The organism is Algoriphagus sp. CAU 1675 (assembly GCF_029222925.1).
In the GTDB taxonomy this organism is placed as follows: domain Bacteria; phylum Bacteroidota; class Bacteroidia; order Cytophagales; family Cyclobacteriaceae; genus Algoriphagus.
Genome location: NZ_JARHUI010000004.1, coordinates 473,169 through 486,265, shown reverse-complemented (window position 1 = coordinate 486,265; position 13,097 = coordinate 473,169). Strand labels below are relative to the sequence as shown.

At 43.2% G+C, this 13,097-nt stretch carries 7 protein-coding genes; 1 reads left to right on the top strand and 6 read right to left on the bottom strand.

The annotated features are described in order from the left end of the window. Positions 1 to 34: 34 nt before the first annotated feature. The 5 genes from P2G54_RS12070 to P2G54_RS12050 all read right to left on the bottom strand — a co-directional run bounded on the left by P2G54_RS12070 (position 35) and on the right by P2G54_RS12050 (position 10,701). Complete coding sequence (locus P2G54_RS12070) at positions 35 to 2,668, bottom strand: valine--tRNA ligase (protein WP_275871453.1); 2,634 nt, start codon at positions 2,666 to 2,668, stop codon at positions 35 to 37. A 117-nt stretch (positions 2,669 to 2,785) separates the two neighbouring features. Then, positions 2,786 to 4,015 (bottom strand): multidrug effflux MFS transporter, encoded by a 1,230-nt coding sequence (locus P2G54_RS12065; RefSeq protein ID WP_275871451.1) that lies wholly within the window; start codon positions 4,013 to 4,015, stop codon positions 2,786 to 2,788. A 220-nt stretch (positions 4,016 to 4,235) separates the two neighbouring features. Beyond that, positions 4,236 to 5,618 carry a RagB/SusD family nutrient uptake outer membrane protein gene (locus P2G54_RS12060; protein WP_275871450.1) on the bottom strand — a complete coding sequence of 461 codons (1,383 nt, stop codon included), beginning with the start codon at positions 5,616 to 5,618 and terminating at the stop codon, positions 4,236 to 4,238. Between the two features lie 12 nt (positions 5,619 to 5,630). Continuing rightward, positions 5,631 to 8,609: a SusC/RagA family TonB-linked outer membrane protein gene (locus P2G54_RS12055; RefSeq protein ID WP_275871448.1), complete on the bottom strand. Its 2,979-nt coding sequence runs from the start codon at positions 8,607 to 8,609 to the stop codon at positions 5,631 to 5,633. Positions 8,610 to 8,817: 208 nt separating this feature from the next. After that, a complete protein-coding gene (locus P2G54_RS12050; RefSeq protein ID WP_275871446.1) occupies positions 8,818 to 10,701 on the bottom strand; it encodes a CocE/NonD family hydrolase in 1,884 nt (627 codons plus the stop codon). A 249-nt stretch (positions 10,702 to 10,950) separates the two neighbouring features. Here P2G54_RS12050 and fahA point away from each other — a divergent pair, with 249 nt between their 5' ends. Continuing rightward, a complete protein-coding gene (gene fahA / locus P2G54_RS12045; RefSeq protein ID WP_275871444.1) occupies positions 10,951 to 12,222 on the top strand; it encodes a fumarylacetoacetase in 1,272 nt (423 codons plus the stop codon). Here fahA and P2G54_RS12040 read toward each other — a convergent pair. Next, positions 12,145 to 12,870, bottom strand: a complete 726-nt coding sequence (locus P2G54_RS12040) for a GyrI-like domain-containing protein (protein ID WP_275871442.1) — start codon at positions 12,868 to 12,870, stop codon at positions 12,145 to 12,147. The genes fahA and P2G54_RS12040 overlap by 78 nt on opposite strands. Positions 12,871 to 13,097: the final 227 nt, after the last annotated feature.

Below are 13,097 nucleotides of genomic sequence, written 5' to 3'. Positions count from 1 at the left end.
GGCTTCGGTTTTTTTTATATCCTTTGATAATGGATTAGCCCAATTTTGCTAGGCTTTCTTCCAAGGCCTTAATTTTTGCTTCCGCATCAGCCTGTTTTTTCTTTTCCATTTCCACTACCTGAGCCGGGGCTCCGCTCACAAATCGCTCATTGCTTAGCTTCTTCATTACGGAGGCCAAAAAGCCTTTTGTATATTCGATTTCCTTCTCGATAGAAGCTTTCTCCTCTTCAATATTTATGGAATCACCCATTGGGATAAAGCATTCGTCGGCCTTAACTACGAAACTCATGGCGTTTTCCACTTTTTCTCCGAAAGAAAGAGAGGAAAGATTGGCCAATTTGGTCAGTACCGTTTCGAAACCCTGATATAAATCCTTGTTCTTCGTGTTGACGGTCAGGTCCAAAGCCTCTTTTGGAGACATACCTTTGGATGCTCTGAGGTTTCTGACTTGGGAAACCACCTCGAATATCTGAGCTGCTTCTTCGATTATCGTATTGTCAAATCCTTTTGCTTCCGGCCAAGAAGAGATGATCAAGGATTCTTCTACACTTCTTTCTTTAATCTGGTGCCAAATTTCCTCGGAAAGGAATGGCATAAAAGGATGTAAAAGCTTCAGAATTCCTTCAAAATACTGGATCGTTTGATCGTAGGTCTTCTGGTCAATCGGTTGCTGATAGCCAGGCTTGATCATTTCCAGATACCAAGAGCAGAAATCATCCCATACCAGTTTGTAGGTAGTCATCAAGGCATCGGAAATTCTGAATTTCTCGAAATGCTCATTGATTTCTCCCAAAGCTTGGTTGAATCGGTTTTTAAACCACTCCATACTGGCGGCATTTGCCGAACCGTCAAGAGAAGAATCTACTTCCCAACCTTTGACCAAACGGAAGGCATTCCAGATTTTGTTGGCAAAGTTTCGGCCCTGCTCGACGAGTTTTTCATCGAAAGGTAGGTCATTACCTGCAGGGGAGGAGAAAAGCATGCCCGTCCTCACCCCGTCTGCACCGTATTGGGCAATCAGGTCAAGAGGATCTGGAGAGTTGCCCAGTGATTTGGACATTTTCCTTCCAAGCTTGTCCCTAACAATCCCAGTTAGGTACACATTTTTGAAGGGAAGTTCGTCCATGTATTCGTACCCAGCGATGATCATTCTTGCTACCCAGAAAAATAAAATCTCAGGTGCGGTGACCAGGTCATTGGTTGGGTAGTAATACTTGAGTTCCTCATTGGGCTGACCGGTGGTAAATACATCCGTGTCAAATACCGAAATTGGCCATAACCAAGAACTGAACCAAGTGTCCAATACATCCTCATCCTGTCTTAAGTCAGCCAAAGAATATTGAGTATTAAATTGGCTATTTGCTAATTCAAGGGCTTCTTCAGCGGTTTTAGCCACTACAAACTCTCCATTTGGAAGGTAATATGCCGGGATTCTATGTCCCCACCAAAGCTGTCTGGAAATACACCAGTCGCGGACGTTTTCCATCCATGCCCGGTACATGTTTTTAAACTTAGGAGGATGGAGTTGAATATCATCTTCCATCACGGCCTTCAGTGCAGGTTTGGTGATTTCCTTCATTTCAAGGAACCATTGCAGGGAAAGCTTTGGCTCAACCACTGCATCAGTTCTTTCAGAATGGCCTACGTTGGATTTGTACTCTTCTATTTTTTCGAGTTGACCGACTTCCTCCAGTAATTTTCCAATTTTCTTTCGGGCTACGAAGCGGTCCTCACCAACCAGAATTTGGGCCTTTTCATTCAAGGTCCCATTGTCGTTTAGGATGTCAATGACTTCCAGCTTGTGTTTTACCCCCAATTCGTAATCATTGATATCGTGGGCTGGGGTTACTTTCAGGCAACCTGTACCAAACTCCATGTCTACATATTCATCCTCAATGATAGGAACAGTCCGGTTGATCAGTGGAATGATGGCCTTCTTACCTTTTAGGTGGGTAAATCTTGGGTCATTCGGATTGATACAGATGGCTGAGTCTGCCATGATGGTTTCTGGACGGGTGGTCGCAATGGTTAAGAATTGGTCTTCCGTTCCTTCGATCTTATACTTAATGTAGTATAATTTGGATGCCACCTCTTTCATGATCACCTCATCATCGGAAAGGGCAGTTTGGCCTTTTGGGTCCCAATTGACCATACGGATTCCACGATAGATTTTTCCTTTTCGGTAAAGATCTACAAATACAGAAATCACAGCGTCACTCAGTCCCGGATCCATGGTAAAGGCTGTCCGGTCCCAATCACAGGAAGCTCCTAGTTTCTTTAGCTGCTCGAGGATAATTCCTCCGTATTTTTCTTTCCATTCCCAAGCATATTTCAGGAAATCTTCCCTGCAAAGGTCTTTTTTGTCAATTCCTTTTTCTTTGAGCATGTTGACCACTTTCGCCTCTGTAGCGATGGAAGCATGGTCTGTTCCCGGTACCCAACAGGCATTTTTCCCCTGCATTCTGGCGCGGCGGATCAATACATCCTGAATGGTATTGTTTAGCATATGCCCCATGTGAAGGACTCCGGTGACGTTTGGCGGAGGGATGACTATGGTGTAAGGTTCCTTTTCAGGATCAATTTTGGAGGAGAAAAATTTGTGCTCCATCCAGTAGGCATACCATTTGGCCTCAGCCGAAGCCGGATCGTATTTGCTGGCAATAGACATACTCAGATTTTTTAATTGAAGGGGCAAAATTAATAGAAAATGGGGATTTCAGGGAAGCTTCTTCCAAGTATGTATGCAGGATCTTTCCTGTGCAAAATAATCCGAAAGTTTAGGATGTTAAACTGTGGAACCAGACCACTGTCGGCTGATAGATCCAGGGATATGTTGGTCGGCTTTTAGGATGATAAAACCTGCCAGAGCACATCCCGCCATCCCCAAGACCATGGGCATTGCGGTTCCATCGTGGAAAAAGCTAACTATTGCCGAAACTACTCCTCCAATTGCCATGCGCATACTTCCCAATAGGGCAGAGGCACTTCCAGCATTGCGGTAAAAGGGTTCCATGGACAATGCTGCCGTATTTGGGCTATTAAGTCCGTGTGCTGTCAGAAACAGGAACATCAAACCAACCAAAGTGTATACATTGAACATCTGGGTATAGGTTCCTATTACGAGCACCATACCAGCGATGACTTGGTAGTGAAGGGAGAAATTGATGATCTGTTGGCTTTTGTACTTACGAAGTAAGAAATGGTTGAGTTGAGTGGAACCAATCATGGCAAAAGCCAAGATTCCGAAAATCCATCCATAGGTTTGTTCACTTACTCCATACATGTTCATAAAGACGTCCGCAGAACTCGCGATATAGGCAAAAGGAGCAGCACCAGCCAAACCACCTACTAACATGTAAACAAGAAACTGTCTGTTGTGTAGGACTAAATTGTAGTTGTTCCATACTTGGGTGGGGCGGAGAGAAATCTGCTTGTCAGGGTCTGCACCATCAGGAAGTACCCAAATTGACCCTATCCAGATGATCAGGGTCAAAACAGCCAAAATAATAAATACCCAATGCCAATTATAAAAGGCTGTGACATACCCTCCAAGGGTGGGGGCAACCATCGGAGAAACCGCAATCACCAATGTCAGAAGTGATAATACTTGGGCAATTTTTCCAACAGGAAAAATATCTCTAACGATCGCCTGGGCAGAAACCATCCCAGCACAGCCACCTATGGCCTGAAGGAATCGCATTACAATTAGATTTTCAACCGATTGGGATAAGGCACATCCCACAGAAGCTACGATATAAATCCCCAAGCCCACATAAAGGGGTTTCTTTCGCCCATATTTGTCCAGAAGGGGACCATAAAATAACTGACCAATTGCAATTCCAACCAAGTAGGCAGTCAGCGACAATTGGATATTGGAGATGGGGGTTTCAAGGTCTTTGGCCATCTCTGGAAATCCCGGTAAATACATGTCTATGGAAAAGGGACTGATGGTACATAGAGCCCCCAAAACCAATACTTTCTTAAAATAATCGCGTTTGCGTGTGGGCTGGTTCAAAGGAAATGAGGCTTAAGGCTTACAAAGGTATCGGGAAGGAACAGGAATATTCCTTTCCAGGTTCGGATTTCGCTTAAAAAAAATAAAATTCAAAGACCATTTGGAATGGTTTCTAAACTAGATACTCGTGTAGTTTTAGATAATGGAAATGTAAAAAAAGCCCTCATTGAAATAACAATGAGGGCTAGTATTAGATGAGGTAGCTAATCAGGTGGATTGATTAATTCCCACCAGTGTACTGATCCCAGCTCAACTCAGCCTGTGGATGAGGAAACTGTGTGAAAATAGTTCCTCCATCATAGCTGGTTGGTATTTCATCGAGTTTGTTATATCTGCGGGCATCTATCCATCTATGACCCCAAGGTTCAGCCCAAAGTGAATATCTTCTTTGGTAAAGAATCTCGTCAATTAGGGCATCTTGGGTCGCTGGACCGGAGTAGTCATCAAGTCCAGCAGCATTTCGGATAATGTCTATTGCTTCAATGGCCTCTGTAAACTGATTTAAGTTTGCATGGGCTTCTGCTTTCAACAAAATCAATTCCTCGTTTTTAATAAATGGGATCGATGTGGTATTGGAAGCCCATCTAGCATCCTGATGTGTACCCACCAATGCACCTGCATCAGTTGTTACGGTCACTGGAGTTGTTCTTTCAAGGAACTTGGTTGCGACTCTCAAATCGCCTGGAGTCGCATCGTCCAAGACGGATGGATGGACTACAATGATGGTATTGATAGCTGCATTGGGTACATAGTAAAGTGGGTTGAAAATATCAGGGGCAGCTCCATAAGGATGGGCAGGACCTGTATTCAAATCCCCATTTAAATCCATAAATGATCCATCCAAGGCTGTCAAAACCCCCTGCCAATCCTTTCGATAGGCATTAAGTCTTGCTGTGATGGCCCTGTTTACCTGCCGAAGTCCCTGAATGGTTTTAAAACCATCAAACCCTCGGGTTAGGCTAAATGGAAAGGAGCCAGATCCTGCACTACTTAAGGCTTGCTCTCCCTCATCTAGGATTCCTTTGATAGCGTCTAAGGCCTGTGCATAGGGAACAAAAGGGCCTGGATTTAAGGGGTCTGCAACATCAATTCGAATTCCGTTGTCATAGACAAAATTTGCAGGAATCATGAATTGGTATCCCTGTATGGTTTTTGCAAAACCCACCACAGCATTTTTGGATGATTCTGGGATGTTGTTGGTGTTTGCACCAGCCTCTATCAAAACCTCTGCTTGCTTGATTGCTTGGTAAGGAGAAGCCCAGGAGCCACCTCCTGTATTTCCAAACCCAAAATAAGAACGGTCAGGAACTCTTCCATTTTGTCCTAACCAGTCTGTCTGGAATCGGGGATCTGAGGCATTTAGGTACCAAACCTCTCTGCCAAAGGTGTTCCATGCTTGGGATAAATTGGTTACATATCCACGATGTCTGGATTCCAAACCGGTAATTAAAAATTGGATTTGTTCTCTAGAAGCATTGTTGGAGACCGAACCTACAGAAGGGTTGTTTGGGTCTTGGATTTCGTCTAATTGAAGTGGATTGCAAGCTGCCAGTATTCCGGCAAATGCCATCGCTTTTCCTATGTTTTTTAATGTCTTTTTCATGGTTATGCCGGTTTAGAAGTCAATGGTTAGGTGAAAGAATACTCTTCTCGGCGTAGGGTATGGAGCAATATCAACGTTGTTGGCGACTGCCTGTGCTCCGAAAGTGGAAGTTTCCGGATCATACCCTTCGTAATTGGTGAACAAGAACGCATTGTTGACTGATCCTCCAACTCGGATATTTTGAACCGAATTGCCAAACCATTCTGAAATTGTCGCGCGAGGAATTGTGTAGTAAAGACCAATTTCGCGGACTTTAACAAAGGTTGCATCTTGAACCCATCGACCTGCATTATTGTGAGGAGCTGGTTCCCTCTGTCTTCCATTTGGAATCCCGTCACCGTTGTCATCATCAAACCATCCATTGGTGGTTCCTCCTCCATCTGTTAGGAAGGAAGTAAGGTTGATATTATCTCCGCCTTGTCTCCAATCAATTAAGAATGAAAGCTCAAGTCCTTTCAGAATGCTTAGGGTATTGTAAAAAGACATGTTGAAATCAGGCTGGGAATTTCCCCAAATGGTAAAACCACCGGGGTTGTCCGCATTGGCGGGAGTACCGACAATAGTGGTTGGTGAATATCCCTCCGCATAGAGGAAGGTTCCCAAACCAGCTCCAAAGGCACCTGAAATGTAGGTTGGGATTCCCAGTCTTTTCATCTCGATTTCATTTTTCCAGAACAAGACTCTTGAGAACCATCTGAGATTTGTTTTTTCGATAATGGTACCTGAAATACCCAATTCAATACCTTTATTTTGTAGCTCTGCTTCATTGCTTGGAGTTGTGTTTACCCCTGTGGATGGAGACAGATTCAGGTTTTGAATATTATTTTGAGTGTTTTTGATGTAGTAGGTAGCCTCCAAACTCAGCCTGTTGTTGAAGAATCCTGCATCAACTCCGAATTCAAGTTCTGTTGCTGTTTCAGGTCTGATTTGGGTATTTCCGATTTGAGTGGAAACTACAGACCCTAATAAACCTCCAATGTTAGTGCCTCCTAGAGGGGTGAAGGTTGCTCCAAATCCAACGGGTCCGGCAGTTTCACCATAGGCTATCCTTGGTTTCAACTGATTGATGAAGGAGCTGCTCCAAAAGTCAAAATTGGTCAGATTGACAGCCATGGATGCTCTTGGGAACGCATAGAATTGGTTAGGATCACCATTTAAAGTTGACTTGTCCCATCGTATACCTACCGTTCCGATCAATTTATCCTCCAAGTTTGCCTCTTGCTGAAGGAAAATACCTGCTTCTTGTACTTCTTGGGTAAACTCCTGATTGATTTCCTGAATTGCAGCCTGTCGCAGGTTGGTTTGTCCTGGGACAAGACCTCTACCTCTGTTGAACAAAGCATTCTCTTTAAAGTCAAGTCGAACCAAGCCGGCTTGCGAATTCATGTTTACCTTTCCAAGGTTCCAGTTGTATACCAGAGCAGCTTGGAAGTTTGTATTGAAGCTTTCCTGTTTGCCTTTCAGGATGTCTCCTGGATTTGCTTGAGCCCTTTGGAACTGTAAAAATTCAGGAAGGTAAACCAACGTACGATTTTGAAGGAAGTCCAAACCCCCAGCCAAAGAAGCTTTCAGAAAGCTGTTGTTTGTTTTTAATAGGTCAACATCCAATGTGAATGCCTGGATAAATCTGTTTACCTCTGAATTGTTGGTGGCGTTATCGGTAACCGCAACTGGATTTTCTGAAAAATAAGGATTCACAGGATAGGTTCCATCGGTATTTCTTCTCAGATCGAAGTAATTAGGAACATAGGCTATGCTGTATCCAATACTGGCTCCGGTATTGTTTTGATTTCCTGTAAAACCTCTGTCGGTGCTGGATTGGATATAGTTTGAGGATACTCCTAATTTGATTGAGTTATTGATTTTATGATCAATATTTGCTCTTACAGAATACCTTTCAAAACCGGTGTTTCTTACAGTTCCGTCCTCATTGCTGATATTTCCTGACACAAAGAACTTAGTCTTTTCGTCTCCGCCCGTTACGTTGATTCTTGAGTTCAGCAAGAGGGCTTTGTTGTTGTAAAAAAAGTCTTCATAATTAACAAAATTTCCAGAAGCCTGTGCTGCTCTAAAGCGTTCCAGCTCTACTGGTCTTCTTGCTTCTGGATAGAAGAAGTTGATTTTTTCCTCGCTCCAATCATCTACACCAAGAAGTCGAAGTGGTTCAGCGAAACCAATGTCCTGAGAAAGAGAGACAGTCGTTCTTCCCGCAGAGCCTCTTTTGGTGGTAATAATTATTACACCAGCATTGGCCCGAGTACCATAGATGGCGGCAGCAGATGGACCTTTCAAGACTTCGATATTTTCAATATCTGCAGGGTTCAAATCAGCTAATCTATTGGCCCCGTCATCCTGGTTGCTTCCACCAGCTCCGGATACTGTAGCTCGTCCAGTTCGTTGGGTTGCATTGCTGATGTATACTCCATCCACAATAATCAAAGGTTGAGAAGCTCCCGATAGGCTGGAAATTCCCCGAAGCTGGATAGACATACCACCACCTGGAGCACCACCGTTGGAGCGGATTGTGGCACCTGCTACTTTTCCATACAAGGCTCCGTCAGTTGTCTGAATAGTAGTAGTACCTGTTAAATCCTTTGAGGATACCGTTGAAACGGCATTGGCTAGGTTACTTCTCTTAACCGAAGAAGCCAGACCAGTTACCACTACCTCTTCAAGGTTGGTGGCGTCCTGCTTCAATCGGATATTCAATTTTCCCAAGTTTGGAGAAATACTGAACTCCTGGCTAAGGAAGCCGATTGATGAAACTACAATAGTTGCATCTTCATTGTTTGGGACACTTAAGGAAAAATTTCCGTCTAAATCTGTAACGGTTCCTGTTGTTGTCCCTTTCAAAAGAATGGACGCACCAATGAGTGGTTCGCCAGTTCGGTCATCTGAGACAGTTCCTGTTACGGAATACTGTGCCCAGGCCCAGCCAACCGATAGCCAAAAGAAGGCTAAGGTTAGTAAAGGTTTGTAAAATCTGTTCATAAAAGTTGAAATTTGGTTTAACTAAATTTCCTAAAAATCAGTCAATCCATTGTTGTTTTATGATTTAAAAAATAAAAAATATGATAAAAGGGTAAATACCCTGATTAATTGAATCAAAGTGGTTTTTGATTGATAAATTTTGATAAAAAGGAGGGAGAGCCTGAAAAAGCACCCCCTCCTTGTTTAGTTTGGATTTGTGGATAAGCGATTATTTAATCATTGGAAGGACGATTTTGCTTGGATGAATTCCTCCATGATGTATGCTGTTGGTTGCAATCACACCCTCGGTCTCATCATAATTGTTGCCCCCAGTATTCATGTTGCGGTCAAAGCGCGGGAAGTTGGAACTGCTGATTTCGATTCTGATTCTATGTCCTTTTTCGAAAAAGTTGGAAGTACTCATCGGAGTCATCTTAACTTCATAGACCTTCCCTTCTTCCATCCAGACCTCTTTTTCATAGCTTTCTCTATATCTCACCCGCTGTATGGTTTCATCTAGATTGTAGGCTTTTCCATCAGGATACACATCGATTAGTTTGATGGTTACGTCGGTGTCTTTGACATCTGATGAAAGGTAGAGATAACTTTCAATAAACCCGGAAATTTCAACTCCCTCTTCCAATGGCTCGGAAGTGTAGACCAGAATGTCGTCCCTTAGTTCCATTTCGGATTGGTCAAAGGAACCTCCCTGAACTGCGTTTCCTGTACAGCAGACATTACCGCCGTAGGAGTTGACTGGATTCATGGGGTCGTATTTGAAAGTGTCTTTATTTCCTTTCTTTGGGAGCTTGGATACCAGTTTTCCATCTCCATTTCTAGTATTGGCATTGCCTTCAGAGTCTAGGTAGAAGGTTGTCATTTTTGCTGATGCAGGAGGCCAAACATCTGAACTTTGCCATTTATTGGAACCCATTGTATAATAGGTGACTTTTGGCATTTTTGCGATTGCTCCTTTGTCATCCCCTTTTAGCCATAGGTCAAACCAAGCGGTGATGATTTCATCGTAATTCAGTCTGGCATCTCCGACACTCCGTTCTCCAACTATGGTGTTTTCAGTGGCTCTGGTATAGGAACAATGTAGCACTGGGGCAATGACCAAATACTGGTTGTCTCTGGCTTTTTTGCTGAGAGCGTTTTCTCTGACATGGTTGTATAGGGCCAAATTGGGGCTTGTGGATACATCGTACCAGGAAACGAACCAAAAGCTAGGCTTGTCAAAAGGCATGTCATCATGATAAAGGCCTCCTTGATACCACCTGGCATCATTGGGCTTACGGGTGATCATCTCTTCATAGATTCCTCTTGGTCCATTGACATTTTTGATAATATCCTGAACGGGTAAGTGGGCAAGTCCTTCTTTCCAGTCCACTCGAGGATACTCAGGTGCCATGTCATAGAATCTTTGGAGGCGTAATAAGTCTTCCTGTGAAATTCCTTTTTGAAGTCTCGGGGCCAATGGATCATGTTGGGTTCCATATAGCCAGGCAGTAAAAAGCATTTGTCCGGCACCGCCGCGATACCAATTGCCCTGCTCAAAATATTCCCCGATTCTTCCTACCCCTGCGCCAAATCCTTGTGGAACCAAGGCTGCCAAAGCAGGATGATCCAAGGATGCCGCAGCCATTTGCCATTCTGCAGTAGAGGAGCATCCCAAGGTTCCGATTTTCCCGTTGCTCCAGGACTGTTTTGCCATCCAGTCAAAGGCATCATAGCTGTCGGTTAGGGGAGTGCCTAGGATATCCCATTCGCCCTCGGAAAAAAATCTTCCTCTTTCATTTTGGACTACATAGGCATAGCCTTTTTTTACCCATTCCAGAGCTGTTTGTAGGGTTCTGGTCCGTAGTTCCCCATCTCCGTAAGTATTGAAGTTGTAGGGTGTTCGCGAAAAAACAATGGGTACAGGTTCATCGGTTTTGGGCCTATAAATATCTGTAGCCAGTCGGTTCCCATCTCGCATGGGCATCATGACCTTTTGGTCCACAATGGCGACTTCCTCCAATTGATCCAGGAGGGACTTTTCTTGTGCAAATACCTCCCATTGAATTAAGAGGAGGAGTGACAGCAAAATTGATTTGATACCAGTTTTAATCATAAAAGGGATTGTTTATACCTGAAATTATAAAGTTGATCTAAATTTTCCTTGGCAAAATGATAAGCGGTCTAAAATCAAATTTAGGAGCAGGTATCAATCTTTTTCCGCATAGTGTTTTCAAGATTTTTAATAAATCATTGACAGGTAGTTTGTTAGATTAGAATTGTTGCTTGGAAAGCAAAGTCGGTTGATTTTTATTCTTTTGATTTCCTCTTTTAACCCTAAATTTGCCCCTCAAATATTTTTGCCATGAGTGACAGTAAAGTGAGTGCCCTGGAAACATGGGTGGAAGTGCCGAAGAATTCTGATTTCACTATTTACAATCTTCCCTTCGGGGTTTTCAAAAACAAACGCCTGGATCCTCGCATTGGAATTGCGATTGGAGATAAGATCGTGGATCTGGCAATTTTGGATCAAGAAGGCTTTTTCGCTGATTTATTCCTTCCTGAAGGAATTTTTATCAGTGAGGCTTTGAATGACTTGATTGCTTTGGGGAAAACTCAAACCAAAAAAATCCGAGAGCGTGTACAAGAGCTTTTAAAAGCCGATAATGAAAAACTTCGTGACCATTCTGCACGAGGAAAGGTCATGGTCAACCGAAAAGAGGCCGAGATGTTGATGCCTGTCAAAATCGGAGATTACACGGACTTCTATTCTAGTATGGAGCATGCCACCAATGTGGGTAAAATGTTCAGGGATCCTGAAAATGCGCTCCTTCCTAATTGGAAACACCTGCCTGTAGGATATCATGGTAGATCCAGTTCCATTATTCCATCCGGGGTGCCAATTTATCGCCCAAAAGGTCAATTTAAGGATCCTGATATGGAAACTCCCTCTTTCGGACCGAGTAGAAGGTTAGATTTTGAGTTGGAGTTGGCATTTATAACTGGGAAATCTACCAAACTGGGGGATTCGGTTTCCACGGAAGATGCAGAGGAGTATATCTTTGGGTTCGTCCTTTTCAACGATTGGTCGGCAAGGGATATTCAGGCATGGGAGTATGTTCCTTTAGGCCCCTTTCTTGGAAAAAATTTCGCATCGTCCATCTCTCCATGGGTGGTGACTTTGGAAGCCCTGGAGCACTTTAGAGTGGAGGGTCCGGTTCAGGATCCGGAGGTTTTGCCCTATTTGCAATGTGAAAAGCCCCATAGTTTTGATTTGCAGCTGGAAGCTTATATCCAGCCGGAAGGGGTGAAGCAGGCAAGCAAGGTCTGTACTTCCAATTTCAAATACATGTATTGGAATATTGCCCAGCAGTTAGCGCATCATACTGTCAATGGATGTAATATCAATGTTGGGGATATGATGGCATCCGGGACGATTTCCGGTCCGACTGAGGATTCTTACGGATCCATGCTGGAGCTTTCTTGGAAGGGTACCAAAGTTGTAAAACTGGATACAGGGGAGGAGAGAAAGTTCATTGAGGATGGAGATACCGTGATCTTAAAAGGTTTTGGAGAAAAAGACGGAATCCGGGTTGGTTTTGGCGAAGTCAAAGCCACGGTGCTTCCTGCGAAATAAATCTAAATCCCCGGTTTTAACTGGGGATTTTTTTTCGAGGAGTTTTAACCCTGAGAGCTTTGGTTTATGAATGTCGGTGTACAAGGTGAGATAGTTGGATTGTAAAACCCTTGGCTTTTTAAAACCGATTTTTGAATGGAGACCTCGTTGTTTGTAAGGGTTTTTTGGAATAGATGCCTTCTTTTTTTTCACCGGAATCCATATTTCCCAGGTTTTTGAAAATATCTTTGAACGATCCGAAAACACCTCTAAATGCGGGCGGTCATCCAGTCGGAAATCTGTACTTGGAAGCCAGTATTGCAAGAGATGCTGAAGTGCTTCCCAAGTGCAGTTGAAAAAGGATGGTTCTATAACTGCATAGAGGCCTTCTTCTAATAGGAATGCATGCATTCCCTCTGGGATATTTTTATGGTCCTGTACTTCCAGAGTTACCCATTTTTCAAAATTTTTTCCCTGATCCAGATTTTTGAAATAGTTTTTTTCATAATTCTGGACGCAGATCATGTCCTGGGTAGAAAATGGAGAGATTAATCTTCGTTTGGAGAGAAATTGGGCCCACAACTCTCCACTTCTGTCTTCAAAATGATTCATGGTGAGTTTAAGCCCAATCAGCTTCTTTTCCTTAATCTGTTTGATTCTAATCCTCATTTTATGAGCATTTTTACAGCATAAACATCCTCTCAAGTCTAAATTGCATGATCTGAAAAAATGGAATCGTTCAGCCCTTTTAAAAAATCAAAGAACCTTTCCTTATAGCAGCCTTATAGCAGCAATTTAAATTCCGAAGAAATTCAGCCCTGTGGAATGATATTGATCAGAATATCTATTTTTTTTCGGGGAAATGAGTTTGAATTAATAGAGGTCAAAGTTTGCGG

Bases quoted from the DNA above. Each gene is read 5' to 3' on its own strand.
- P2G54_RS12070 (WP_275871453.1), bottom strand. From the start codon at position 2,668: ATGTCTATTGCCAGCAAATACGATCCGGCTTCGGCTGAGGCCAAATGG.
- fahA (WP_275871444.1), top strand. From the start codon at position 10,951: ATGAGTGACAGTAAAGTGAGTGCCCTGGAAACATGGGTGGAAGTGCCG.
- P2G54_RS12060 (WP_275871450.1), bottom strand. From the start codon at position 5,618: ATGAAAAAGACATTAAAAAACATAGGAAAAGCGATGGCATTTGCCGGA.
- P2G54_RS12040 (WP_275871442.1), bottom strand. From the start codon at position 12,870: ATGAGGATTAGAATCAAACAGATTAAGGAAAAGAAGCTGATTGGGCTT.
- P2G54_RS12055 (WP_275871448.1), bottom strand. From the start codon at position 8,609: ATGAACAGATTTTACAAACCTTTACTAACCTTAGCCTTCTTTTGGCTA.
- P2G54_RS12050 (WP_275871446.1), bottom strand. From the start codon at position 10,701: ATGATTAAAACTGGTATCAAATCAATTTTGCTGTCACTCCTCCTCTTA.